Origin of the sequence: Psychromonas sp. (genome assembly GCF_047632955.1) — a bacterium.
Classification (GTDB): domain Bacteria; phylum Pseudomonadota; class Gammaproteobacteria; order Enterobacterales; family Psychromonadaceae; genus Psychromonas.
In genome coordinates this window covers 1-26641 of record NZ_JBLIED010000015.1, presented here as the reverse complement: position 1 = coordinate 26641, position 26641 = coordinate 1, and the positions used below count along the sequence as shown (strand labels likewise).

Below are 26641 nucleotides of genomic sequence, written 5' to 3'. Positions count from 1 at the left end.
TTTATTATGTTAGATAAGCTATTAATTAAGGTCGATGAATTAAAAGCATCTGATTTATATATTTCAGTTGGTTTACCGGCAACAATGAAATTAAATGGAAAATTCTCCGCGATTGGTGAACAAAAGTTTACTAGCGAAGACGTTTATGCACTTTTAAAAGAGGCCATGGATGAAACTCGTTTTGCAGAATTTATGGCCATTAAAGAATCCAATTTTGCCTACCACGCCAACAATGGTGGACGTTTTAGGATCAGTGCTTTTATGCAAAAAGAGCAACCTGGAATGGTGCTTCGCCGTATAGAAGTTAAAATACCTGGTTTTGCTGAGCTAAATTTACCGGAACGCTTAAAAGATGTCTGTCTGGTAAAAAAAGGATTAATTTTATTTGTAGGTTCGACGGGATCGGGTAAATCAACCACGCAAGCGGCAATGATTGGTTATATCAATCAAAATTCATCCAGTCATATCCTGACCATTGAAGATCCCATTGAGTTTATTCACGAACACGGCAAATCAGTGGTAACCCAACGCGAAGTCGGTATTGATACCTCATCATTTGATGAGGCGCTGAAAAATTCATTACGGCAAGCGGCTGATGTTATTTTAATCGGTGAAATACGAACACGGAAAACCATGGAATTCGCTCTGTCATATGCTGAGACCGGGCATTTATGCATGGCCACAATGCATGCGAACAATGCCAATCAGGCTTTAGATCGTATTCTGCATTTAGTGCCGCAGGAGAGCCATCGCCAGTTTCTATTTGATCTGTCGGTTAATTTGCGTGCCATCGTTGCCCAGCAGTTAATTCCAACAAAAGATGGAAAAGGGCGGCGAGCTGCCTTTGAAATTTTATATAATACACCGACCATGGCTGAAGCTATTCGTACCGGAGAGCTGCATACTCTTAAGCAGATTATGAAATCATCCACTCAACAGGGAATGCAAACCTTTGACCAGGCGCTGTTTGATTTATATGAAAGTGGTGTTATCGGTTATACTGAAGCATTGGCTTATTCGGATTCAGCCAATGATGTGAGATTGATGATCAAGCTGCAATCAACTGAAGGTCGTAAAAATTTAAACAACGGTAAGCTTTCCGATGTTACATTAGACTTTTAATTCATACCCAAACTACTTGAAAATACTGATTCCTGCATCTTCAAATAATTTGGGTATAGAATCGATGAGTCACCGCCCCGAGTAATTATTTTAATAAAAAGCGACATCAGTCGCTTTTTTATTGACCCGTTATTAATAGGAATACCGATGCTAGTTGTTCTCTCCCCGGCCAAAACCTTAGATGTTGAAACACCCGCACCCGTCGCTGTCTTTTCAGAGGCAGATTTACTGGATGAAAGTCAGTTATTGATAAATCGTTGTAATCAATTGTCCATGCAGGATATTGCATCCTTGATGAAAGTGAGTGATAAAATCGCCGGATTAAATGTCGCGCGCTTTAGTCAGTGGCACAGGCCCTTTGCTTTAAATAATGCTAAACAAGCGTTATTTGCGTTTCAGGGCGATGTTTATACGGGGTTGCAGGCTGAATCATTAAGTTCCGAAGCACTCAATTATGCGCAAATCCATTTACGTATTTTATCGGGATTATACGGTTTATTAAGGCCACTGGATCTGATGCAGGCATATCGTTTAGAAATGGGAACTAAATTAGATAATCTGCGTGGCGTCAATTTATACCAATTTTGGGGCAGTTTAATTACTCAAAGCTTAAATAAAGCATTACAGGCGCAGGGTGATGATTTATTGATTAACCTCGCTTCAAATGAGTATTTTAAAGCGGTGAACAAAAAACAGTTAAATGGCAAAATTATCACTCCAGTATTTAAAGATCAAAAAAATGGCCAGTATAAGGTGATTAGTTTCTATGCCAAAAAGGCACGTGGTTTAATGGCCCGTTATATTGTTGAACAACAGGTTACCGGGTTAGATAAGTTAACCGAGTTTGATAGTGCCGGATATTATTTTGTTGAATCGGCATCTAGTGCCACAGAGTTGATTTTTTATCGCGATGAAATGTAAATATCAGCCGTCAGCCGTCAGCCGTCAGTTGATAACTGATAACTGATAACTGATAACTGATAACTGATAGCTATTCTTCAGTGGTTTTTTCTGTTTTACCTTTTCCAGCCCAGCTGGGTTTGCCTTTCGCCTTAACATTACGGTGGCGCTGTTTGCCCATATCTTCTTTTTTCTTAAGACGCTTGGCTTTTTGCTCTTTCTTCAACTCTTCTTCACGATGTTTACTTTTTTTATTGACGTTGTTTTTTGCTTTACGCTGGCTGAGTTGTGCTTCTTTATGCGCCGGACGCAGGGTTTTAATCACTCGGCGTTTGATGACCTGATCCGTGTAACGCTCAACTTTTGCAAGCATATCAACGTCATGTGCTTCAATTAATGAAATCGCGATACCTTTTTTACCGCCACGCGCAGTACGGCCGATGCGGTGCACGTAAATATCGGCACTGCGCGGCATATCATAGTTAATAACATGAGTAATATCAGGGACATCAATACCACGGGCGGCCACGTCGGTTGCAATCAGAATATTAATTTTACCGGCTCTGAACTGGTTTAAAGCCAGATTGCGTTTTTCTTGATCCATTTCACCACGCAGGTAGGTACAGGGGATTTGTAATTCAGCAAGCTGTGCGACCAGTTCGGTTAAACGCTCGCGTGTTTTTACAAACACTATTACTTTTTGTTGCTGTTCCTCTTCTTTTACTTGCTGTTGTAAAAGTGCCGCCAATAGCTGTAGCTTATGCTCAGGGCTGTCTGCAAGATGAACCCACTGTAAAATTTTACCACTTTCACGACGCGAAACTTCAGCCGTTAATTGTGCTGGATTTTTTAATATATCACGACAGAATTCACTCAGACCTTTACCTTCCAGTGTTGCCGAGAAAAGGGCGGTATGTTTGCGCCAGCGTGTTTCACCGACAATCCTGTCCATCGCACTGATAAAGCCCATATCCAACATGCGGTCAGCTTCATCAAGAATAAGGGTTTCGACTTCCCGACAATCAAAGGCTTCAGAATCGATATATTCCATTAAACGCCCGGGTGTTGCGATCACTATATCAACACTGTCAGTAATCACTTCTTCCTGTTCCTGGTAGGAAACGCCGCCGATAATATTACCCACAACCAGATCTGTTCCGGCAACAAGCTCAGAAGCAACACCACTGATTTGCATTGCCAATTCGCGTGTTGGTGTTAATACTAAAATTCGAGCAGAGCCGCCTCTGCGACGCGGAAAATCAATCAAACGCTGTACTGCGGGCAGCAAAAATGCCAATGTTTTACCCGTGCCGGTGGGGGCACTTGCCATAATGTCACGTTCTTCCATCGCGAGCGGAATAGCTAAGGTTTGAATGCTTGTTGGGCGGGTATGCCCCATTTTAGCAATGGCGTTTAATAAATGTTGGTCGAGCTCAAGCGCTTCAAAAGACATGCGTGTTTCCAGTTCCGATAGGTAATAATGGGCATTATAAAGCAAAGATTGTAATAGTGTTCAAAATTGATAAAAAAAGCAAAAAAGTTAAATAACTTGTCTTTAAACGGAAAAAACCAATTTCAAAAAAATTGGTTTTTATTAAGGATTTTTGTTCAGGAAAATTTTTATCTGAAGCGCGGTTTATTCAGCGCATTGTAATATAAATGCTCATAATGTTTAGCGGTATCCGACCAGGAGAAGCGTGAGTGCATCGCTTTTGTTTTCAAGCGTAACATCTCTTCGGGGTGCTCAATATAAAGTAATAATGCTCGTCGCAGTATATTAAGCAGTTGATTTGCATTCGGATCTGCGAACACAAAACCATTGGCACTGTCCGGATCCTGATCATAATCCAAGACCGTATCTTTTAACCCGCCGACACCGCGGACAATCGGTAGCGTACCGTAAGCTAAACTGTACAATTGGTTTAAACCGCATGGTTCAAAGATTGATGGCATTAAAAAGAAGTCTGCGCCCGCTTCAACCATATGTGCCAGTTGATCGCTGTAAACGTTTATAAACTTAAAATTATCAGGAAAGTGAGCGGCAATGGCGTTAAGTTCGCCGGTCACGGAAGGATCGCCAGATCCGACGATCACAACTTGCACATTATGCTTAAGAAAACGCTCTAACATTGGAATGATCAGACCAAAGCCTTTCTGATCCGTTATTCGGCAGACCATGCTGAAAATAGGATTATCGCTTACCGGCAGACCAACTTCCTTTTGCAGGGCTTTTTTGCAGATTGTTTTACCGCTGATATCCTCTGCGCTGAAATTCGCCGGAATATAGGGATCCGTTTCAGGATTCCAGTCGTTGTAATCACAACCATTTAAAATGCCTTCAAAGTCTTGAATACGCGCAATAAACAGGTGTGACATGCCATGCGAGCCCAGCGGAGTAAGCAGCTCGCTTGCATAGTTGGGACTGACCGTGTTGATTTTATCGCTATAGGTTAATCCAACTTTCAAGTAGTTGATATAGCTGTAATTATCCAGGACACGATCATCCATGCATGAACCCACTTCAGGAATAATATTTAATTGAGATTTGTCAAAAACCCCCTGGTAACAGGCATTATGGGTGGTGAATACGGTTTTGGTATTGGCAAAACGGAGATGATCTGCGAAACGGGTTTTCAGAAGATAAGGAACCAATCCGGTATGCCAATCATTACAATGGATAATATCAGGGGTAAAATCGGCCGCATCACACGCTTTTATAGCCGCTAAGGAGAAAAATGCAAAACGCTCACCATTATCCTGATAAGGGCGATTATCTTCTCCGTATAATCCGTTACGGTCAAAATAATGCGCATTATCTATGGTTAAAACGGGAATTCCATTCAAATCCAGCTGCTGCACTTGAAAATGAATATCGGGTCTGGAATAGTCTGTTTTGAGTACTAAATTAAAAAGTTGCTTAGCATCTTCGCTATGATTAATAACCCGATAGAAAGGGGTGATAATTTTAACTTGGTGGCCCAGATTACGTAATTCAATGGGCAATGACTTGGCAACATCAGCTAATCCGCCCGTCTTTGAGAAACCTTCAACTTCTGATGAGATAAAAAGAATTTTTAATTTTTTTTCCAATGGAGAACTCCTTCGGCAGTTTTGCCATTACATGTTAGATTAACAATCTGCACAACTATTGAATATCAAATCCATTAATTTTCTGCTTATTATTTGAATCTAAGTGCGGGTTAAATCACCCGTTAGCTTCATTATTTATTTCATTATTAATACAAGCATTTACTGTAGTCTGCAGCTGCTTTTACATATTTTACCGCGTCTGAAAAGATTCACTAATTAGCCCTATGGGGCGAATCTCTCTGCTTTGTTAAGATAAAAAAAGGGGACTGTTGTTATTAACAATAGCAAATTATTGTGTAATTAAAGGCTCTTTTTTGATTTTTACCCGGGGATTTCTAGGTAATATAAACCCAGCGGGATAAAAGCAAGAAGCCACAATTAAATGTGGCTTCCGGGTATTTTGCTTATTGAGTTTCGGCAATTATCCCGGCTTAAATTAAAAGCCGATTCTTGCACCCTTAGGGATAACAACTATGCCTTCGTCGGAAACGGTAAAACGTCTTTTGTCTTCCTCTAAATTAACACCTATCTGGACATTATCTGCAATCTTAACGTCTTTATCGATGATAGTTTTAAGGATTTTACAATTTTTCCCTATTGTTGACTCACCCAGCATTACTGACTCGTGAATCTCAGTATCTTGACCGACAATACACTTAAATCCTAAAACAGATTTTTTAATTAATGCACCGGTAATATAACAACCATCTGAGATCAAACATTTTCTGATATGACAAACCGATGTATTATTGTCCCCATTTCTAAAATTCGCCGGCGGCAGTGCAGGGTAGTAGGTATGCATTGGCCATTTTCGGTTATACAGAGAAATAAGCGGTGTTGATTTAATTAAATCCATATTAGCTTCCCAATAGGACTCAATGGTACCTACATCACGCCAGTAGGCATTATGATCTTCACCGGGAATCGTATTGGTTGTAAAATCGTAAACAAACACTTTACCCTGCGGATAAAGATGCGGAATAATATCTTTACCAAAGTCATGGCTTGAATCTTCGACTGCGGCATCGCGGCTTAACTCTGCCTGCAATGCTTTAGAATCAAAAACATAGTTACCCATAGAGGCTAATACATGATCCGGATCACCGGGAATAGTTTTAGCATCTTTGACTGCAGGTTTTTCATCAAAACCTATCATACGTCCTTCTGAATCGACTTCAATAATACCAAAGTGGTAAGCCTGCTCTTTAGGCAATCTGATTGCTGATACCGTCAGTACTGCACCTTTTTCCTGATGAAAGTCTATCTTTTGACGAATATCCATTTTATAAATATGGTCACTACCAAAAATACAGATAAGTTCAGCTTCATCGGATTCAATAAATTGAATATTTTGGTAAATAGCATCGGCTGTACCTGAATACCAATGTTTGCCCATGCGCATTTGCGCTGGAATCGCATCGATAAAGGTATCGGTAATATTATTAAGCTCCCACGCCTGGCTCAGATGTTGGTTGAGTGACTGAGATTTAAATTGGGTTAATACGTAAATGCGTAATAAGTCTGAATTTACAAAATTGTTGAGTGCGAAATCCACTAAACGATAACTACCACCAAAGGGTACAGAAGGTTTAGTGCGAGATTGGGTTAATGGGTAAAGGCGAGAACCTTCCCCCCCCGCTAAAATCATTGATAGAACTTTTGCCATCTTAGAAACCTATTTATTTAGAATAAAAATTGATCAGGGTAATATAATTTTATTACCCACTGAAAAGTATCATTAAAAACCGATTCTACTGCCCTTGGCGATAGCGATGACACCTTGATCGGACACAATGAAGTTCTTACGGTCTTCTTCCAAGTTTTCTCCGATAATAGTATTCGGAGCAATTTCTACATCTTTGTCAAGAATGACTTTGGTTAGGCGCGATCCTGAACCTATTTTTGCATTACCCAGAAAAATTGAATCTTTAATAATGACGTCCTGGCAGACATGACTGCGGAATCCTAAAATAGAATTATCAATGGTAGCACCGTTTATATATGAACCCGCACCAATCAATGATTGCGCAATTGCGGTTTCCGAACCTTCTGGATCACGGAAAGTTGCCGGTGGTAATGGCGGATGATAAGTATGCAGAGGCCAATCTTTATTATAAAGAGAGAAGGGGGCATGAGGTTTGAGCATATCCATATGGGCTTCCCAGTAAGAGTCGAGCGTACCTACATCACGCCAATAAGCCATTGCTGGTTCGCCGGGAATAAAGTTGTCACTCAATCGATATACAAAAACATTACCGGTAGGGTAAAGTTTTGGAATGATATCGTTACCGAAGTCATGTTGTGATGTGCTATTAGCTGCATCTTCGTATAACTCCTTCAGTAATACTTTTGACTCGAAAATATAGTTACCCATTGAAGCTAATACATGGTCAGGATCACCGGGAATTGTTTTAGCATCTTCAACGGCAGGTTTTTCAGCAAAACCTATCATTCGGCCTTCATCATCTACTTCTATAATACCAAAATGATAAGCTTGTGATTTTTCAACTCGAATGGCAGAAACGGTGAGTACGCCCCCTTTTTGTTTATGATGTTCAACCATTTGTTGGACATCCATTTTATAGATATGGTCACTACCAAAAACACACACATGCTCGGCATCATTTTTCTCTATGAAACGTGCATTTTGATAAATTGCATCAGCGGTGCCTGAATACCAGTTTTTATTAACACGTTGCTGTGCAGGAATTGCTTCAATAAAACGGTTTGCCTTGCCGATACCGGACAAACGCCATGCTTTTCGTAAATGAATATTTAATGATTGAGATTTAAATTGCGTTAATACATAGATTTTCATTAAATCTGCGTTAACAAAGTTGTTCAGTGCAAAATCGACTAAACGATAGTTCCCCCCAAATGGTACCGCAGGTTTTGTTCTTGTTTGAGTTAAAGGGAAAAGGCGAGAACCTTCTCCTCCCGCAAGAATCATAGCAAGAATTCCAGCCATAAATGTCTCCAGATAAAAGTAAGATGAACGCTATGCATAGTACATAACGGGCTAATTTTCCAAGGTTAATTCTATACTTCCTTCAGTATACCAATATCGGGTCGGTTTTTTATTATTTATGAATTTTTTGTGATACAACTCAACACTTTAAATTTATTGTTTTGTTGATCTATTGTTAGGTTTGAAAAGGCCTTAGAAAGCAAAGGTTCGTAGTTCAAAAATTTATTCGCCACAAGAGATAATTTACCGTTTAACTTGAGGTGATTGGTTGATTGATTGATAAAGCTTTCTGCAGCGGTATAGTCAGTATTTTTTCCTGAATGGAAAGGCGGGTTGGAAAGCAGTAGGTTATATTTTTCGGTGACCTCTGAAAATACATTTGAGGGGAAGACGTTGCCTTGCAGCTGATTACTTTGCAGTGATAATTTTGCACTGGCTAAAGCAAAGGCGCTAATATCCACCAGATCAACCTTAAGCTGCGGGTGTTTTTTTAAAATATAACAGGCAATCACTCCCGCGCCACAGCCAAAATCAAGCACTCTGCCTTCGATGTTATCGGGTAAGCTTTGTAATAATAACTCGCTGCCTTTATCTAATTCTCCATAGCTAAATACACCCGGTAAAGAACAGATCTGCAACTCAGTATTATTGACGTTTATGTGATAAGTTTTTATCCATTGTGACTGCTTGAAGGTTTTGACTTGTTGATCTAATTGAGCATGGAGAACACTGCAGTGACGGGCTGAATCAATCATATTTATTCTGCTGGAATAGGAAGCTAATAATGATTCTGCGCTCTTGATGCCGCATTTTTTTTCACCCACTAGAATAATACTCGCGCCCGGTTGTAAATGAGGGGTGAGGTTAGCTAATAAGTACAAGGTTTCCTGCTTTGCTTTAGGTAAAAAAATCAGTAACAGGTCAAATTTGGTTTCACCCTGATAGTTATCGGTAAAGTGTACCTTCGATGTCTTTAATTTGTCTTTTATCGCACTATAATAACGATAATCACTGAAGCAAAAAGTCGATGAATTGGCTAATGTCTGTAACTGCAGAGGATACTCATCATCAATGTTACCCGCAACGAGAATATTCTTGTTTATAAAAAGAGACTCATTGCGTTGCAATACTCGGCTGGGATTTGAAAATGTGTTATTCGCAAGTGACATTGTATATTCCTGTTTTTAACTATACTCAAGACCGGAGTAAGTTGATAAGTTCATAATAATTGGTAAGCGCATTATATTGTTATTTGTATACTTCTCACTAGTAGAATTACATTTTTAATAGTTAAGGGGTTAAATGAAATTTACGGATAAATTTACATTTAAAACAGCGATGATTGTTTTTACCTGTGTTGCATTGATTTTGGTTGGCGGATTAATCAGTCTAAAATTTTTAACCGTGCGCTACCATCAGCAGCGCATAGACACTATTGTTAAGGTTATCGAATATCAACTTGATAAGAAGGTCACGGCAAAACAACTGCAGCAGTGGTTACCCGATCTGCTTGATGCCAGCGACATTGTTGGCCTGCAAATAAAATATGGAGATAGTGTTTTTTTCAACAAGGCGCTTGAAAATAACCCTTTTTATTCGAATAATTTATTAATAAGCTACGAATACCAATTAAAAAAATCTCCGAAGATAGAGCTGATCCTGCAAACTCTGCCATCGGACTCTGTGATATTTTTTCCAATCGTGACGTTAATCGCTATAGCTAGTGTGGTTTTACTTACTATTCTGATCCTGATTATCACCCTGTTTTGGATCAAAAAACAACTTGTTGGCGCCGATCTGCTGGAAAATAGAGCGAAACATTTATTGCAGAATAATCCCACGGCACGATTCAGTCAATCGGGCGAATGGCCATTATCGGCGAGTAAGGCGTTGGATCTTTTATCCGAGCAATTAGAGCAGAGTAGAGAGATTAGCAGTACTTTTGATCAATATATTCGTGAACAGGCTTTTTTAGATAAAACCACCGGATTAGGAAACAGCCTGGCGTTTGATAATGCTTTAGATCTCCTCCTGCAGGATCGAAATGTCTTATCGAGTGCCATATTAATGATTAATTTTAATGAATTAGAATCGATAGCGCATAAACTAGGTGGGACTATTTGTGACGAAATGTTATTGCAGATAGCTGAATTATTAACCCATTTCGCAGCGCGTTATCCCGATCATTTTATCGGCCGTATTAGCAACTCTCAGTTTGTATTAATTATTCCGCAGATGACTTACCAGGAAACTGAAGTGCTTGCCAAGCAGTTGACTAAATCCGTCTTTCAGTTATTTCTACCAAAACCCTTTTTAATTGATGATTTTTTCCATATTGGGGTAGTGAGTTTTAATTACGGAACAAAAAAAACAGTTCTTCTCGATGATTTAAAGCGTGCGTTAATTGTGGCGACGCATCAAAAAGTAAGTGGCTGGTTTATGGCCGATGATTTGTCTGATCAAGTCTCTTTTTACAAAGGAACTGTTCATTGGCGCGCATTGCTTGGCAACATATTAGCTAAAGACAGGTTGTTGCTTTATCGGCAAAGGGTCCTTCAAAGAGATGGTGTAAGCGAACTTTATTCCGAAATCTGGCCGCGTATTAAAGATCATCAGCAACAGATCATTAGTGCCGGTGTATTCCTGCCAATGGCAGAAAAATGCGGGTTACATCAAAAATATGATCGCCAAATTTTAGAAAAAACCCTGATATTAATGACCGCCAGAGGCGAAAAAGCAAAGCCTATTGCAGTTAATCTGGGAGCACAAATTATAACCGATAAGAGCACTCAAAAATGGCTGTTCTATGAGCTCCTGCAGCTGCCCCGACGTTTGCGTCATCATTTGATTATAGAAATCTCTGAAACGTTATTACAGGACAATTATCCCGCACTGCGTAGCGCATTGATTGCAATTCAAAAGATGGGCTGTCAAATTGCAGTTGATAATGTCGGGAAAAAGCTCGCCAATACTAAATATATTATCGATTTTAACCTCGATTATTTAAAACTCTATGCAGGTTTGATACGCAATATACACCTCCGTAAAACAAACCAGGTGGCCGTACAAAGTTTAGTGGCCAGTTGTTTAAACAGTCATACTAAAATTATTGCCGTCGGGGTTGAAAGTGAGGAGGAGTGGCAATGTCTTCTCAAGCTGGGTATTTATGCGGGGCAGGGGGACTTCTTTTCACCTGTTGTGCCCCTTTGTATGTCCAAATTAGATTAAGACATAGCGCGATACCTTCAACTCAGGCCTGAGTTGATGGGTGCTTTTGATTTCTCTCTTTTAACCCGTTCAACCCCTGCAGACCCCCGGTGTGCAGAGCAACGATATTTTCCCCTCTGTTAAAATAACCCTGCTCGATTAGTTTAAATAAGCCATAAAACATTTTGCCAGTATAAATGGGTTCAACGGGAATCCCCGTTTGCCGGCTAAACTGCTCACAAAAATGCTTTAATTCAACCGGTACCTTGGCATAACCTCCATGGTGAAACTCTGTTTGTAAACACCAGTTATCATTTTGGTTGACCTTGGCCTGCTGTAATAATGAGGCTATTTCCTGATTAAGATAGTGTGCATTTTTTAATACCGCAATACCTGTTACTTGGGTTTTTAATTGTGATTGCGATTGTGCTATACCTGCAACAAGTCCCGTTAAAGTGCCGCCACTTCCCGTGGCCGTTATGACATGATCAACAGGTCTATGCGCTTGTTGCTCAATCTCCTGTATTGCTTCCATTACTCCGCGGATGGCAAATCGGTTGCTGCCCCCCTCGGGCACAATAAAAGCGTTCGGATACGCGCTTTGCAAAGATTGCAGGTAGGCAGTTTGTGCTTTTTGTTTATATTCCAGGCGACTCACAAATTGCAATTCCATGCCCCACGCTATAGCTTGCTTTAACGTGGGATTATTTGCGTAACAACTCTCTCCGCGTATTATTGCAGCTGTTTTGAAGCCGAAATGAAATCCTGCAGCAGCAAGCGCATGAATATGGTTTGAATAAGCACCGCCAAAACTAAGAATTTGATCAACTTGTTGGCTGCGCGCTTCCAATAAGTTGTACTTTAATTTACGCCATTTATTGCCGGATATTTCCGAGTGTAAAAGATCATCTCTTTTAACAAAAAGTGTTAATTGCCAAAGATCTAACAAGGGATGTTCGATTTTCTGTAATGGGGAGGGGGAAATGATGTTTTGCATGGTTTTTTCAAGTTGCTGTGAGTCAGCGCTTGTTTGATCTTGTGACGGATGCTGTGATGGCTGCAATATTTTCTTGCCTCAATAAATGACGATCTGTTTTTGTCTTATGCTCAAGGTGCTAAAAGGGCGCCGTATATAACAGGAAAAGCGCATTTAATACGCTTTTCCCGGTGGCGTGGAATATTTTATTTCACTTCCTGGCCAGATGCTTGTAAATCTGCATGGTACGAGGAGCGGACTAAGGGGCCGCAGGCCGCGTGATCAAATCCCATTGCTTTGGCTTTTACGCCCAATTCATCAAATTCTGAGGGTGGCACATAACGCTGCACCGCTAAATGATCCAGACTAGGTTGCAGGTATTGTCCGAGAGTTAACATATTGACATCATGCGCTCTAAGGTCAGTAAGTACTTGCTCTATTTCTTCGTTGGTTTCACCCAGTCCGACCATTAACCCTGATTTTGTCGGAATATGCGGATGTTTCTCTTTAAATTTCTGAAGCAGTTTTAAAGACCATTTATAATCAGCGCCGGGTCGAACCTGCTTATATAAATGCGGAGCTGTTTCAAGGTTATGATTAAAGACATCGGGCAGATCCTGCTCAAAACAGGCTAGAGCTTGTTGCATACGACCTTTAAAATCAGGCACTAAAATTTCGATTTTAATAACCGGATTTAATAAGCGAATTTCACGAATACAATCGGCAAAATGTTGTGCTCCTCCATCTCGAAGATCATCGCGATCCACCGAGGTGATAACCACATATTTTAATTTCATATCTCTAATGGTTTCAGCCAGTTTTTTAGGTTCATCGGCATCAACGGCCAACGGTTTACCATGGCCAACATCGCAAAAAGGACAACGACGCGTGCAAATATCACCTAAAATCATAAAGGTTGCGGTGCCGTGATTGAAACATTCGTTAAGGTTCGGGCACGAGGCTTCTTCACACACTGAATGAAGTTTGTTTTTACGTAAGGCGGCTTTTATTTCATTAACGCGGGTATTGTCAGAAGAAATTTTTATTTTCATCCAGGCTGGTTTTTTTAACAGCGTTGCTTTGTCCGAAGGAATAACTTTAATCGGAATATGCGAAAGTTTATCGGCATCGCGTAATTTTTTACCTGCAGTTAATTGACTTGGTTTATTACTCATAGTGAAAACTCTCGATATGTGAATAGTCTAATTTTTGATTCATTTTTGCAATCAATAACGGTGCGAGTTGGTCAACTGAAAGTGTGATCCCCTCAGCCTTACATTGGGTCATTTCCAGCCCCGCATAACCGCAGGGATTAATTTGCAAAAAAGGGGATAAATCCATATCAACATTTAATGCCAAACCATGGAAAGAGCAGCCTTTACGAATTTTCAGTCCCAGTGATGCTATTTTTTTACCATCAACATAAACACCCGGTGCATCGGGTTTAGCCACTGCAATAACATTATAATCTGCTAAAAGATTAATAATACTTTCTTCCATAATAGTGACTAATGAGCGCACATTAAATGCCTTGCGGCGAAGGTTGATCAGTAAGTATACAATCAGCTGACCGGGAGCATGAAAGGTAATTTGCCCACCGCGATCGCTTTGTACTACAGGAATGTCACTGTGTTGTAAGAGGTGCTCTGCTTTGCCTGCCAGGCCTTGAGTAAAGACCGCAGGGTGCTCGACTAACCATATTTCATCGACAGTGTTTTCATCACGTTGATTGGTGAAGTCGCTCATTGCCTGCCATGAGCTTAGGTAATCTTGTTTACCTAAGTAGCGTAATTTCAGCTGTGTATCCAGTGTGTTCATTCACTAACCATTAGTGTTAAAGAATATGACGAACAAGCTCAAGTTCGCTCACTTTAGTGTAAATCATTTCGATGTGTTCTTTGCTGGTGACCGTCACCGGGATGCTCAAAGCACAATAATTGCCCTTTGAACTGGGTTTTATGGTTGGCGCATAATCTCCGGGAGCGTGCTCTTGGATCACCGCAAGCACTTGTTCCATAAATTCTGCTTTAGCAACACCCATCACTTTAAAGGTAAATAAGCAGGGGAACTCTAAGAGGGTATCAAAGGTGGTATTTAACGCCATTTTAAACTCCAGAAGGCAATATTAATAAACAAAAAAGCGACTTTAGTGATGCGCTATGGCAAACCCGTTCAAAGAATCTCTTCTGAGCGGGTTCGTTTATTATTATGATTAGCTAAACCAACCGATAAATAATAATTTAACATAATCCATCATACGACTGAATAAACCACCTTCCTCTACGGTTTCTAAGGCGATCAGATCATATGTGGCAACGGGTTCGTCAGCATCTGTTTCTTGGCCTTTAACTGAATAGTTTACCTTACCGACAACATCACCCTTTTGGATCGGTGCGCGTAATTCATTTTCAATAATAAAATTAGCGGTTAAATTTTTGGCTTCGCCTCGTGGCAGCGTAATAGGCGTATCATCTTTAACACCTAATCGAATCATTGCCTGGCTACCCATCCAAATTCTTTCATTAGCTAACTGGTCGCCGGCATTATAAGGAGTAAGCGTTTCAAAAAAGCGGAACCCCCAGTTGAGTAATTTTTTACTTTCGGTTAGACGCGCTGTATTTGAATGGGTGCCCATTACCACACTGATAAGGCGCATGCCGTCTTTGGTTGCTGATGAAATCAGGCTGTAACCCGCTTCGTTGGTATGACCTGTTTTGATACCATCTACGTTTAAACTTTTATCCCATAATAAAGCGTTACGGTTGGGTTGATCAATACCATTAAATTTGAATGATTTTTGACTGTATAAAAGGTATTCATTAGGTACATCATTAATTAATGCTTTTGCTAAAAGAGCCATATCATGCGGAGTTGTGTAATGACCTTCAGCTGATAAACCATGGCTATTTTTAAATTGGGTATGATTCATTCCTAACTGGGCTGCCCAAGAATTCATTAAATCTGCAAAGGCACCTTCACTGCCGGCGATATATTCGGCCATCGCCACACAGGCATCATTGCCGGATTGTATAATAATTCCGCGGTTTAAGTCAGCGACGCTCACTTCCTTACCCACTTCAATAAACATTTTAGAAGACTCTGGGAAATTTTTTGACCACGCCTTTTCGGAAATGGTTACTTTATCATCAGGTGATAAGTTACCGGATTTGATTTCCTGGCCAATGATATAACTGGTCATCATTTTTGTAAGGCTGGCGGGAGCAAGTTTGACATCGCTATTGTTTTCGGAAAGCACTTTCCCTGAATTAAAATCAATAAGCAGGTAGCCTTTTGCGCCAATTTCCGGTGCGCTTGGCGTTATTGTCGGGTTTGCAAATAGGTTAAAGCTGAAAAGGAGCGCGGTAACCAGAAGGCTTATTTTTTTCATGAAAGGTACCTGTGAATGATTAGAATAAAAAATAGTGGTGCATTATAGCAGATCAACCTTTATTTGCTAAGGGTTGAAGAAGGATTTATACAGATAAAGGCAGGTTTAAAATCAGCCTCTCAGATCCCCCCCTTAATTTACTTAACTTGATCAACTGCAAAAGGGATTGCTCTCAAGGTAAATCGCTTACTTCTTCTCGTGCCCAAAGGTGTGATGCTCGCACCTTTTTGGTGCGCACTTGATGTTGGATACATTGATGAACAAGGTTAACTTGTTGTATATTAAGGTTTTTAATTTTTGGCACGTTGTTTGCTTATGTTTAGGAAAGGAAAAAATAGTTAGCTCTTTATTTTTACCACTAATTGAAATTATCTTACATTAAGAAGGAAATGCTAATGAAAATGTTAACTGCAATAATTAAACCATTTAAATTAGATGAGGTAAGAGAAGCGATTATGAATGCCGGTATTGCTGGCGTAACCGTTTCCGAAGTAAAAGGTTTTGGCCGTCAAAAAGGCCATACAGAACTTTATCGTGGTGCCGAGTATCAGGTGGACTTTTTACCAAAAGTTAAACTTGAAATTGCCATCAAAAAAGAAGACGTAGAACGCTTAATAGAAGCTATTTCTGCAGCTGCTAATACCGGCAAAGTAGGTGACGGTAAAATATTTATTCAACCCCTTGAGCAGGTCGTGCGTATTCGTACCGGCGAGCTTGATGAAGAAGCGCTTTAAACTAATTTAAGTGATTTTTAAGAAAAGGAATTATTATGGAAAACACAGTAACAGAACTTAGGTTTGCACTAGATACCTTTTATTTTTTAATCTCAGGTGTGCTAGTGATGTGGATGGCGGCAGGTTTTGCGATGTTAGAAGCAGGGCTTGTTCGATCTAAAAATACCACTGAAATTTTAACTAAAAACGTCGTCCTATACGCTATCGCCTGTACCATGTTCCTGCTGGTTGGTTATAACATTATGTATGTTGATAATGCCGGAGGTGGTTGGTTACCTTCTTTTGGTAGCCTGATAGGTATTCAGGCAGAAGGCGCTGATCATTCTCTTGAATCAGATTTCTTCTTCCAGGTGGTATTCGTTGCAACGGCCATGTCAGTCGTATCTGGTGCGGTTGCTGAGCGGATGAAACTTTTTTCATTCTTAATCTTCGCCGTTGTTTTTACATCGGTTATTTATCCATTAGAAGGTTACTGGACTTGGGGCGGTGGTTTCCTTTCAGAAGCTGGTTTTAGTGACTTTGCAGGCTCTGGTATTGTCCATATGGCTGGTGCTTCCGCTGCATTAGCTGCAGTTATCTTACTGGGGGCGCGTAAAGGTAAATTTGGGAAAGACGGTTCAGTTCACCCTATTCCGGGTTCGAACATGCCGCTTGCGACATTAGGTACACTTATCCTATGGATGGGCTGGTTTGGTTTTAATGGTGGATCACAATTGGCACTGTCAAATGCAGAAAATGCAAGTGCGGTTGGTTTGATTTTTGTTAATACTAATGCCGCTGCCGCAACCGGTGCCATTGCAGCCATGTTGGTAAGTAAACTTAAATGGGGTAAAGCTGATTTAACCATGATTTTAAATGGTGCATTAGCGGGTTTAGTCGCCATTACTGCGGATCCTTTATCGCCGACTCCACTCTTTTCCGCTGCCATCGGTGCGGTTGCGGGTATCATAGTCGTTTACAGCATCATCGCTTTTGATAAAATAAAGTTAGATGATCCGGTTGGTGCTTTATCGGTGCATGGTGTATGTGGTTTATTTGGTCTGTTGATTGTACCTCTGAATAACGACGGTGCTACTTTTGCAAGCCAGCTATACGGCGCAGCAGTTATCTTCGGTTTTGTCTTTGTTGCATCATGGATTGTCTGGGGGATCATTAAGGTCACCATGGGTATTCGTGTGACAGCGGAAGAAGAAGAAACGGGTATGGATTTACATGATTGTGGTGTAGAAGCTTACCCTGAGTTTACCGTTAGATAACAAACTCAAAAAGTATTTTAAAAAGCCCTGACTTATTTATAATTCAGGGCTTTTTTGGCTTTAATTAAAGCACAACTGCTTCAACTAAAAGCGATTGTCGAATATAGCCAACTCACACTCATATTAATCAAGCATCTTTATTACTTCATATAATCTTCTGTGTTAGCATTCAAATACCCCCTTAATGATTCTCTTTTACGTATATTATCTTTAAATTTATTAGGTTAAGACCATGCTGCACTGCAAAATGCTTACTGTTGTCCGTGAGGATCGTATTTTATTCAAAGATCTGAGCTTTATCCTTAAACCGGGTGAAATAGTGCAGGTGGAAGGACCTAATGGCGTGGGTAAAACAAGCCTTTTTCGAGTGTTAATAGGCTTGTCTGCTGCCTATTCAGGCGAGGTTTTTTGGCGTGGCGCTTCGATAAATGAGGATCGTGAATCTTTTTATCAGGAGCTTTTATATCTAGGTCATAAAACCGGTATAAAACCGGAGTTAACCGCTTTAGAAAATTTACAGTTTTTTCAGAAATTACATGCAGCGAAGCAGGACATTGATTTGTGGTTTGTTTTAGCACAGGTGGGCTTGGCAGGTTATGAAGATGTGACCACGGCTCAGCTTTCTGCGGGGCAACAGCGGCGGGTGGCTTTAGCCCGGTTATGGCTCAATAATTGCCCGTTATGGGTGTTAGATGAGCCTTTTACTGCCATTGATAAGTCAGGTATTACGGTGTTGGAGTCTTTATTTGTAAAACATGCCGAGAATGGTGGTATTGTGCTGCTCACCTCGCATCAGGATATGATGCTAGAGAGTTCATTACTGCGGAAAATTGAATTAAGGGTTACTGACGGTGAAGACTATGTTTAAGGCATTGTTTAGGACATTGTTCAGCGCTTTTTTTCAGGTTGTTGCTAAAGAGTTACAAGGTGCATTTCGTCACCGCAGTGATATTTTAAATCCTGTGTGGTTTTTCATTATCGTTGTGACGCTCTTCCCCTTAGGTATTGGCACTGATCCCGCTTTGCTGCAGCGTATCGCACCGGGTATTATATGGGTTGCTGCGCTATTGGCGGCTTTATTGTCCTTTGAGCGTTTATTTAAAGATGATTTTATTGACGGCTCCTTAGAGCAGTTGATGCTGTCGCCTTTTCCGCTGGCGTGGCTGGTCAGCGCTAAGGTATTTGCCCACTGGTTATTAACGGGATTGCCTATTTTATTGGTTTCCCCTCTTTTAGCGACTTTTTTAGCCGTTGATATTGATACCTATTTTGCATTGTTTTTAACGCTTTTGATCGGTACCCCCATTTTAAGCTTATTTGGTGCGATTGGTGTCGCACTGACGGTCGGTTTAAGAAAAGGCGGTATACTGCTGAGTTTAATCATGCTGCCGCTGAGTATTCCAATTTTGATTTTTTCGACCATGGCGATTGACGCTGCATCCTACGGGCAATCCTATCTGGGGCTGCTCGCTTTATTAGGGGCAATGTTAATTTGCGCCATTATTTTAGCGCCTTTTGCGATTGCGGCATCATTGCGTGTCAGCGTCAGTTGACAAGATGCAGATATTATTTGAATCTCATTATTAATAAAAACAGATAGAGACAGATTATGTGGAAATGGCTGCATCCTTATGCAAAACCTGAACGAAGTTATCAATTAGCCGGTAAACTATTACCCTGGTTTGTTGTATTAACAATAATTACATTTATCATTGGTCTGGTGTGGGGATTGTTATTTGCCCCCGCGGATTACCAGCAGGGTGATAGTTTTCGCATCATTTATATCCATGTTCCCGCCGCGATGATGGCGATGGGGGCGTATTCAAGCATGGCTATTGCGGCCTTTGTGGCTTTAGTGTGGCAAATAAGACTCGCAGAAATGACCGTTGCGGCAATGGCTCCCGTGGGCGCCGTATTTACTTTTATCGCCCTGTTTACCGGCGCTGCATGGGGAAAACCTATGTGGGGGGCATGGTGGGTTTGGGATGCACGTTTGACCTCTGAGCTGATCTTACTGTTTGTATATTTAGGTATTATTGCCTTGTATAATGCCTTTTCTGATAAATTATTAGCCGGCAGAGCCGCTTCAATTTTAACCTTAGTGGGCGTGATTAACTTACCCATTATTCATTACTCTGTAGTTTGGTGGAATACCTTGCATCAGGGGGCAACTATCAGTAAATTTGACAAGCCATCAATGGCGGTGGAAATGTTATGGCCATTATTGATTATGATTGCCGCTTTTGCGACTTTATTAGGGGCGTTAACTTTGATGCGCTTTCGCAACGAAATTTTAACACGTGAAAGTCATCGCCCCTGGGTAAGGCAATTAGTGTTAAATAATACGAAGATGACGGAGAAAAATTAAAATGGCATTTAATTCATTGGCAGATTTTTTTGCAATGGGAGGCTACGGTTTTTATGTATGGCTGGCTTACGGTATCTCTTTTTTAGGACTGCTTGTTTTAATCATCAATACCCTGACAACAAGAAAAAAAATATTAGAAGCTGTTAATCAGCGTATTGCACGTGAAGAGCGTATAAAAAAAGCACAAAATATGGAAGGAACGTTATGAATCCGAGACGTAAAAAACGTTTGTTAATCACCTCATTATTGGGGGTTGCCTTATCACTGGCAGTGGGGCTGGTACTGTTTGCTTTGCAGCAAAATATCGATCTTTTTTATACGCCGACGGAAATAATTCAAGGTAAAAACGAAACCGGTATAAAACCTGAAGTCGGACAACGCTTGCGCATTGGCGGCATGGTCGTAGTGGGATCAGTAGAGCGGAATTCAGAGAGTTTAAAGGTTAGCTTTGATTTAGTGGATAATGGTGGTGGTATTGTGACTGTCTTTTTTGATGGTATTTTACCGGATCTGTTCCGTGAAGGGCAGGGTATTGTCGCACAGGGTGAATTGCTTAATGCCACGCAAATTAACGCCTTTGAAGTGCTCGCTAAACATGACGAAGAATATATGCCTCCTGAAGTTGCAGAGGCGCTGGTCGGCATGGACCATTTAAAAGCCAATAACAAATAACTATAAGGACATTTCATGTTACCTGAAATTGGTCAATTTGCGCTTGCAATAGCCTGTATGCTTTCATTATTACAAACTGTTTATCCACTTTACGGGATATATTCTCGACAGCAAAGTGCCATTGAATCCGCTAAAATTTTCACCATTTTACAATTTGTTTTTGTAACATTATCATTTGTTATTCTAGCTTATCTGTTTCTTGTGAATGATTTTACGGTGGCTTATATTGCCACCAATTCTAACTCGGCTATGCCCTGGTATTACCGCTTATCTGCTGTTTGGGGCGCACATGAAGGCTCCTTACTGTTATGGGTGTTCTTATTGTCAATCTGGAGCACAGCGGTTGCGTTGATGAGTAAACGCTTACCTGTTGAGTCCGTTGCTCGAGTGTTAGCGGTCTTAGGTTTATTATCATTTGGTTTTTATTTGTTTGTTTTATTAACCTCTAATCCTTTTTTACGTACTCTGCCTTTTTTCCCCGTTGATGGCCGGGATCTTAACCCGCTACTACAGGATATTGGTCTGATTTTTCATCCGCCAATCCTGTATATGGGGTATGTTGGTTTTTCAGTGGCTTTTGCTTTTGCCATTGCCGCATTAATGGAAGGGCGTTTAGACAGTGCCTGGGCTAAATGGTCGCGTCCCTGGACGATGGCTGCCTGGACCTTTTTAACCTTAGGTATCGCATTGGGAAGCTGGTGGGCTTATTACGAATTGGGTTGGGGCGGATGGTGGTTTTGGGATCCCGTTGAAAATGCTTCTTTTATGCCCTGGCTTGCCGGTACGGCTTTGATCCATTCATTAGCGGTTAGTGAAAAACGCGCGGTGTTTAAATCCTGGACTGTTTTACTTGCTATCAGCGCCTTTTCCTTAAGCTTGCTGGGCACTTTTTTGGTGCGCTCGGGGGTGTTGGTTTCGGTGCACGCCTTTGCCAATGATCCTGCTCGTGGCCTGTTTATCTTAACCTTCCTGATTCTAGTGATTGGGGGCTCTTTATTACTTTATGCGGTACAGGCATCAAAGGTAAAAAGTCGCGGTCGTTATAGTTTCATCTCCCGTGAAACCATGTTGCTCACTAATAATATTTTATTAATCGCAGCGTTAATTGTGGTTTTACTCGGTACCCTGTTACCGCTTGTCCATAAAGAGATGGGCTTAGGCAGTATTTCCATTGGTGAACCCTTCTTTAACCGTATGTTTACGGTTTTGATTGTGCCCTTTGCCCTGTTTTTGGGGGTTGGCTCTTTAGTGCGCTGGCAACGTCAGAATTTAAGCGATTTGTTTAAACCGATGGTGAGCTTATTAGCTATCAGTACTTTGCTGACGCTAGTCTTTCTCTTGGCTTTTGCATCCCATTTTACCTGGCTTGCACTATTAGGCGTGTTTCTTGGTATGTGGATATTGGCCGGAACGGCGGTGGAAATTTACCTGCGTTCGACACACCGTTTTAGTCTGTGGACAGGAATACGCAAATTAGGCAACAGTCATTGGGCAATGACCGTCGGCCATGCCGGACTTGCGGTGATGGTGATAGGTATCACTATGACCCAAAATTTCTCTATTGAACGAGATGTTAAATTAAGCATCGGAGAAAGTGTCAGCTTTGAACGTTACGACTTTCATTTTGATGCGGTCAATGAGCTCAAGGGCAAAAACTACAGCGGCATTGCCGGGAAATTTACGGTTAAACACGACCAGAAAAGCATCGCCATCATGCAGCCTGAAAAAAGAATTTACACGGTGCAGAGAATGCCGATGACCGAAGCCGCCATTGATCCGGGCTTCACCCGTGATCTGTATATCGCCATGGGCGAAGTATTACCCGACGGTGCCTGGGCTGTTCGTATTTATTATAAACCTTTCATACGCTGGATCTGGTTTGGTCCGGTGATGATGGCATTTGCTGGTATTTTGATGATCTTTGATCGCCGCTACCGGGTAAAAAAAGTTTCTAAATCAACAGCGGAGATTATCTGAAGATGGCTAATAGCAGGAAAATACTGACTCTTTCAATTCCTTTAGTGATCTTTTTGATTGCTTGTTATTTCCTCTTTAAAGGGCTGTATTCTGATCCTCGCAAACTTGATTCCGCTTTAATCGGTCAAACTGTTCCGGAGTTTACCCTGCAGGATATTTATGACCCGGAAAATCAATACCATGCTTCTATTTTTAAAGGCCGAAAATTATTACTGAATGTCTGGGCCACCTGGTGCCCAACCTGTTATGCCGAGCATAAATTTTTAAATACGTTAGCCGGGCAGGGCATGTATATTGTAGGTATGAACTACAAAGACAATCGTATTAAAGCGATTAAGTGGTTAACGGATCTGCACGATCCCTATGCAATCAGTCTGTTTGATAAAGACGGTATGCTGGGGCTTGATTTAGGCGTTTATGGTGCACCTGAAACCTTCTTTATTGATAGCAAAGGGATCATCCAGTATCGTCATGTCGGCGATTTAAATGCCCGTATTTGGCAAGATAAATTATCTGCCATCTTTGATAATATGGAGTAACCGATGCAATTAACTTCATTACATCTGGATTTTCAAAATAGCCGTTTTAAAAGGGTTAATACCAGCTGTTATCTGTTTTGTCTGATGTTTTTTTTTAGCTCATTGGCTTTTAGTGCGATTGATACTTTTGAATTTGATAACGCACAACAAGAGCAGACTTTTCACGAGTTAACAAAAAAGTTACGTTGCCCTAAATGTCAGAATCAGAATATTGCCGATTCCAATGCACAGCTTGCCAAAGATTTACGCAATAAAACCTATCAACTGGTGAAAGAAGGTAAAAGTGAGGATCAAGTTGTTGACTATATGGTTGCCCGTTTTGGTAACTTTGTACGTTACGATCCACCAATGACACCTGCGACTATTTTCCTGTGGCTTGGCCCCTTGTTATTTGTTTTGGGTGGGTTTTATTTTTTATATACTCAGGTAAAACGACAGAAAACACAGCAGGATGATTTGGATCCTGATGAGGAAAAAAGATTGAAAAAAATTCTTGGTGGTAAAAAATCCTCAGATAAAAAGGGTAATAAGTAATGATTATACAGTTTTGGTTGGCCAGTATTTTACTTGTGATCATCGCCAGTGTTCTGCTCACGCTCCCCTTTATACGCAGCTATACAAATCGCCAGCAGGGGGACCGCCGTAATCAATTAAATCGCGCATTATATGAGATTCGTTTAACCGAGCTTGAAAGTGATGAAGCACAGGATCTTATTGTTGATAAAGAAACCTTACGCACTGAGTTACAACATAATCTGCTCGATGATGTGATCGATAAAGAGACGCCTGCGGATTACAAAAAAAGTAAAATGTTATGGTTGCCGGCTGTCCTCATTTTGATTTTTGGCAGTTATGGACTATACAGCTCGGTGGGTGCCTATCAGCAAGTTGAGCAATGGCAATCGGTCATGGAGCGCTACCCGGATTTGCAAAACAAACTTTTCAATGATCAGGAGAGCCGCCCCAGTGAACAAGATTTACGTGATTTAAAATTAGGTTTGCGCACTCAACTGAGCCAAAACCCTAATGATGCCGATGGCTGGTTATTGTATAGCCGCCTGGCAATGGTATTTAAGGAAGGTGAGGTCGCTTTAGATGCGATTAAAAAAGCCTATTTGTTGAATCCTAAATCACTTAATATTCGCCTTGTTTATATCCAGTTGAAAATGCAGACCGGCGATCCGGCTTTACAAAATCAAGCCGAATATTTATTAACCGAGCTGATAAAAGAATATCCCAATGAGCTGGAAGCATGGTCTATGTTCGCATTCATGGCACTTGAAAAGCAGGATTATGCAACTGCCATCCAACGTTGGGAAAAAATGTTAACCTTGATTGATGATAATTCGCAGCAGGCTGGCACATTGCGTGACAGTATTAGCTACGCAAAGCAGCAAATGAAAGAGGCGAAAACAGCAAATAATAGTGACAGCGTTATCGATAATGACTCTGCCTCAGTGACCAATCCCGATAGCCGTATTGAAACGTTACCTGCTGCCATTGGCGTGACTTATCGGGTTGATATTTCTGTTGCTGATAATGTTATCGTGCCAAAAAACGGCTTTTTATTTGTTTATGCCCAAGCCGTTGGTGGTCCGCCAATGCCGATTGCCGCGCTCAAAATCAAACTGCCTGGTTTTCCTGCAAGCATTGAGTTCTCCGATGCTAATTCCATGATTGAAGGTGTAAAACTCAGTGATTTCCCTAATTTCATTATTAAAGCGCGTATTTCAGTCGATGGTAATGCAAGTAATAGTGCCGGGCAGTGGCAGGGACAAAGTGCTGCAATTGCTGCAGGGCAAAAACCGAATATCAAAGTCAATGTTTCTGAGCTTGTAAAATAAGGTTCCAAGCAGCTAAAGATGCCTATTTCTGCGTCTTTAGCGACTTTGCATGCTGCTGTTTCCCTGCTATAAATTTAGTCTCTATATAAAAAATGAGTATTCCAATATGCCAAAACTATTTTTATTTGTTTTTTTGCTGTTTTCAAATGTATCCTTTGCCCAAACCGTTAATGGCGATAGTCAATACCAGATGAGTGATCCCATTGAACCTGTTAACCGTCTTGTTTGGGATTTTAACTATAAGGTGCTGGACACTTTTATATACCGGCCGGTAACACAAAGTTACGTTGATTGGGTGCCAACGGGTGGACGTAAGGCAATTAATAATTTTGTATTAAATCTTGAAGAACCATCAACTGCGCTAAATAATTTACTTGAACTTGAGTTTAAGCATTCATTTAATGCATTAATGAGGTTTACTCTGAATTCTACTTTTGGCATCTTCGGGTTGCTGGATGTAGGCAGTTCAATCGGTATTGAACGACGCCGAGAAAGCTTTGGTAATGTCCTTGGAAGATGGTCGGTTCCAAATGGTCCGTATTTAATGGTACCGGTGATCGGACCTCGCAGCACCCGGAAATTGGTCGGGCAGGTGGTTGATAGTTTATATTTCCCAAGCAGTTACATGAGTCTTTGGCAAACTGTCACAGTATACGGGCTTGATGGTTTGGGCGCACGCGAGAGCTTGCTAGGGCAGGAGGCGCTTCTTGAGCAATCGCTGGATCCCTATCTATTTGTTAAAGAAGCCTACATCCAGTATGAAGCCTTTCAGTTTTACTCTAACAGCACAGATCCTGAGAAGTTTATAAATAAAAACACACAAGATAAGAAACAAACAGAGCAAAACCTCGATGATTTTATGGATGAGATAGATTGATTCTTATTGTCTTAAGGAAGATTGCATTATTAATGCGGTGATTATCAGTAATCAAAATAACCACTTTTAAATATTATTTTAAACGACTCTAGGAGTTTATGTGTCTAACATTAATTTGGTCACTATTGATGGCCCAAGCGGCTCAGGAAAAGGCACCGTATGCCATATCATCGCAGCAAAACTAAATTGGCATCTGCTTGATAGCGGGGCCCTGTATAGAATTTTAGCTTTTGCCGCATTACAAAATAATATAAGTTTGGATGATCAAAAAAGTTTGGCGGATTTGGCCTTAAATCTGAATGTTTCTTTTCAATCTAATGGTCTCGGGGTTGATACATTATTGGCCGGTGAGAATGTCGGTGATAAATTAAGAACCGAAACCGTCGCCCAGGCAGCCTCTCAGATTGCTGCATTGCAAATTGTTCGTGATGCTTTATTAGCCCGCCAAAAAGCCTTTTACCAGGCACCTGGTTTGATTGCCGACGGACGAGACATGGGCACCGTGGTATTTCCCGAGGCACCGGTTAAAATATTCCTTGATGCGAGCGCAGAGGAGCGTGCTTTACGGCGTTTTAATCAGTTGCAAGATAAAGGCTTTGATGTTAGTATCGCGCAAATTTTAAGCGAAATCAAAGAACGTGATTTTCGAGACCGAAATCGTCCTGTTGCGCCTTTAAAACCCGCAGAAGATGCTTTGGTGATCGATTCAACCTCATTAACTAT

The 26641-nt window shown here is 40.9% G+C and carries 26 protein-coding genes; 16 read left to right on the top strand and 10 right to left on the bottom strand.

Annotation, left to right across the window (positions count from 1 at the left end; all coding sequences use genetic code 11):
- Nucleotides 1-6: 6 nt before the first annotated feature.
- Both ACJAZP_RS10805 and yaaA read left to right on the top strand, forming a co-directional pair.
- A complete protein-coding gene (locus tag ACJAZP_RS10805; RefSeq protein ID WP_415230751.1) occupies nucleotides 7-1122 on the top strand; it encodes a PilT/PilU family type 4a pilus ATPase in 1116 nt (371 codons plus the stop codon).
- A 147-nt stretch (nucleotides 1123-1269) separates the two neighbouring features.
- A complete protein-coding gene (gene yaaA, locus ACJAZP_RS10800; protein WP_415230750.1) occupies nucleotides 1270-2043 on the top strand; it encodes a peroxide stress protein YaaA in 774 nt (257 codons plus the stop codon).
- A 70-nt stretch (nucleotides 2044-2113) separates the two neighbouring features.
- Here yaaA and srmB read toward each other — a convergent pair whose 3' ends face one another.
- The 5 genes from srmB to rsmC all read right to left on the bottom strand — a co-directional run bounded on the left by srmB (nucleotide 2114) and on the right by rsmC (nucleotide 9249).
- Nucleotides 2114-3475: an ATP-dependent RNA helicase SrmB gene (gene srmB, locus ACJAZP_RS10795; RefSeq protein WP_415230749.1), complete on the bottom strand. Its 1362-nt coding sequence runs from the start codon at nucleotides 3473-3475 to the stop codon at nucleotides 2114-2116.
- Nucleotides 3476-3642: 167 nt separating this feature from the next.
- On the bottom strand, nucleotides 3643-5112 hold the full coding sequence (gene glgA, locus ACJAZP_RS10790) for a glycogen synthase GlgA (RefSeq protein ID WP_415230748.1): 1470 nt from the start codon (nucleotides 5110-5112) through the stop codon (nucleotides 3643-3645).
- Nucleotides 5113-5548: 436 nt separating this feature from the next.
- The gene (gene glgC / locus ACJAZP_RS10785) at nucleotides 5549-6778 is read right to left on the bottom strand and encodes a glucose-1-phosphate adenylyltransferase (RefSeq protein WP_415230747.1); all 1230 of its coding nucleotides are present in this window, start codon (nucleotides 6776-6778) and stop codon (nucleotides 5549-5551) included.
- A 72-nt stretch (nucleotides 6779-6850) separates the two neighbouring features.
- Nucleotides 6851-8080, bottom strand: a complete 1230-nt coding sequence (glgC, locus tag ACJAZP_RS10780; protein ID WP_415230746.1) for a glucose-1-phosphate adenylyltransferase — start codon at nucleotides 8078-8080, stop codon at nucleotides 6851-6853.
- Nucleotides 8081-8196: 116 nt separating this feature from the next.
- The gene (rsmC, locus tag ACJAZP_RS10775) at nucleotides 8197-9249 is read right to left on the bottom strand and encodes a 16S rRNA (guanine(1207)-N(2))-methyltransferase RsmC (RefSeq protein WP_415230745.1); all 1053 of its coding nucleotides are present in this window, start codon (nucleotides 9247-9249) and stop codon (nucleotides 8197-8199) included.
- 133 nt (nucleotides 9250-9382) lie between these two features.
- Between rsmC and ACJAZP_RS10770 the strand changes: the two genes are divergently transcribed.
- Entirely contained in the window at nucleotides 9383-11308 is a 1926-nt protein-coding gene (locus tag ACJAZP_RS10770) for an EAL domain-containing protein (RefSeq protein ID WP_415230744.1), read from the top strand.
- 22 nt (nucleotides 11309-11330) lie between these two features.
- Here the strand turns inward: ACJAZP_RS10770 and ACJAZP_RS10765 are convergent, their stop codons facing one another.
- The 5 genes from ACJAZP_RS10765 to ACJAZP_RS10745 form a co-directional block, all read right to left on the bottom strand.
- Complete coding sequence (locus ACJAZP_RS10765; RefSeq protein WP_415230811.1) at nucleotides 11331-12284, bottom strand: 1-aminocyclopropane-1-carboxylate deaminase/D-cysteine desulfhydrase; 954 nt, start codon at nucleotides 12282-12284, stop codon at nucleotides 11331-11333.
- A 185-nt stretch (nucleotides 12285-12469) separates the two neighbouring features.
- Nucleotides 12470-13438, bottom strand: coding sequence for a lipoyl synthase (lipA, locus tag ACJAZP_RS10760; protein WP_415230743.1), 969 nt, complete (start codon nucleotides 13436-13438; stop codon nucleotides 12470-12472).
- On the bottom strand, nucleotides 13431-14081 hold the full coding sequence (gene lipB / locus ACJAZP_RS10755; RefSeq protein WP_415230742.1) for a lipoyl(octanoyl) transferase LipB: 651 nt from the start codon (nucleotides 14079-14081) through the stop codon (nucleotides 13431-13433). Before lipB ends, lipA begins: the two co-directional genes overlap by 8 nt.
- Nucleotides 14082-14097: 16 nt before the next feature.
- Complete coding sequence (ybeD, locus tag ACJAZP_RS10750) at nucleotides 14098-14367, bottom strand: DUF493 family protein YbeD (RefSeq protein ID WP_415230741.1); 270 nt, start codon at nucleotides 14365-14367, stop codon at nucleotides 14098-14100.
- Between the two features lie 108 nt (nucleotides 14368-14475).
- The gene (locus tag ACJAZP_RS10745) at nucleotides 14476-15651 is read right to left on the bottom strand and encodes a serine hydrolase (RefSeq protein WP_415230740.1); all 1176 of its coding nucleotides are present in this window, start codon (nucleotides 15649-15651) and stop codon (nucleotides 14476-14478) included.
- A gap of 395 nt (nucleotides 15652-16046) precedes the next feature.
- Here ACJAZP_RS10745 and ACJAZP_RS10740 point away from each other — a divergent pair, with 395 nt between their 5' ends.
- The 13 genes from ACJAZP_RS10740 to cmk form a co-directional block, all read left to right on the top strand.
- Nucleotides 16047-16385: a P-II family nitrogen regulator gene (locus ACJAZP_RS10740; RefSeq protein WP_415230739.1), complete on the top strand. Its 339-nt coding sequence runs from the start codon at nucleotides 16047-16049 to the stop codon at nucleotides 16383-16385.
- Nucleotides 16386-16420: 35 nt separating this feature from the next.
- Nucleotides 16421-17641, top strand: coding sequence for an ammonium transporter (locus tag ACJAZP_RS10735; RefSeq protein WP_415230738.1), 1221 nt, complete (start codon nucleotides 16421-16423; stop codon nucleotides 17639-17641).
- Nucleotides 17642-17873: 232 nt separating this feature from the next.
- Nucleotides 17874-18509, top strand: coding sequence for a cytochrome c biogenesis heme-transporting ATPase CcmA (gene ccmA, locus ACJAZP_RS10730; protein WP_415230737.1), 636 nt, complete (start codon nucleotides 17874-17876; stop codon nucleotides 18507-18509).
- The gene (gene ccmB, locus ACJAZP_RS10725; RefSeq protein ID WP_415230736.1) at nucleotides 18502-19194 is read left to right on the top strand and encodes a heme exporter protein CcmB; all 693 of its coding nucleotides are present in this window, start codon (nucleotides 18502-18504) and stop codon (nucleotides 19192-19194) included. The genes ccmA and ccmB overlap by 8 nt, the downstream gene beginning before the upstream one ends.
- A 56-nt stretch (nucleotides 19195-19250) precedes the next feature.
- Nucleotides 19251-20009, top strand: a complete 759-nt coding sequence (locus ACJAZP_RS10720; RefSeq protein WP_415230735.1) for a heme ABC transporter permease — start codon at nucleotides 19251-19253, stop codon at nucleotides 20007-20009.
- A 1-nt stretch (nucleotide 20010) separates the two neighbouring features.
- A complete protein-coding gene (gene ccmD, locus ACJAZP_RS10715) occupies nucleotides 20011-20217 on the top strand; it encodes a heme exporter protein CcmD (RefSeq protein ID WP_415230734.1) in 207 nt (68 codons plus the stop codon).
- On the top strand, nucleotides 20214-20681 hold the full coding sequence (gene ccmE / locus ACJAZP_RS10710; protein ID WP_415230733.1) for a cytochrome c maturation protein CcmE: 468 nt from the start codon (nucleotides 20214-20216) through the stop codon (nucleotides 20679-20681). The genes ccmD and ccmE overlap by 4 nt, the downstream gene beginning before the upstream one ends.
- 15 nt (nucleotides 20682-20696) lie before the next feature.
- The gene (locus ACJAZP_RS10705) at nucleotides 20697-22658 is read left to right on the top strand and encodes a heme lyase CcmF/NrfE family subunit (protein ID WP_415230732.1); all 1962 of its coding nucleotides are present in this window, start codon (nucleotides 20697-20699) and stop codon (nucleotides 22656-22658) included.
- A 2-nt stretch (nucleotides 22659-22660) separates the two neighbouring features.
- A complete protein-coding gene (locus tag ACJAZP_RS10700; RefSeq protein WP_415230731.1) occupies nucleotides 22661-23197 on the top strand; it encodes a DsbE family thiol:disulfide interchange protein in 537 nt (178 codons plus the stop codon).
- Between the two features lie 3 nt (nucleotides 23198-23200).
- Complete coding sequence (locus tag ACJAZP_RS10695; protein ID WP_415230730.1) at nucleotides 23201-23731, top strand: cytochrome c-type biogenesis protein; 531 nt, start codon at nucleotides 23201-23203, stop codon at nucleotides 23729-23731.
- A complete protein-coding gene (ccmI, locus tag ACJAZP_RS10690; RefSeq protein WP_415230729.1) occupies nucleotides 23731-25041 on the top strand; it encodes a c-type cytochrome biogenesis protein CcmI in 1311 nt (436 codons plus the stop codon). The genes ACJAZP_RS10695 and ccmI overlap by 1 nt, the downstream gene beginning before the upstream one ends.
- Nucleotides 25042-25147: 106 nt before the next feature.
- Nucleotides 25148-25918 carry a VacJ family lipoprotein gene (locus ACJAZP_RS10685; protein WP_415230728.1) on the top strand — a complete coding sequence of 257 codons (771 nt, stop codon included), beginning with the start codon at nucleotides 25148-25150 and terminating at the stop codon, nucleotides 25916-25918.
- 100 nt (nucleotides 25919-26018) lie between these two features.
- Nucleotides 26019-26641 (top strand): (d)CMP kinase (cmk, locus tag ACJAZP_RS10680; RefSeq protein ID WP_415230727.1); only part of this gene is annotated, 623 nt, incomplete at its 3' end.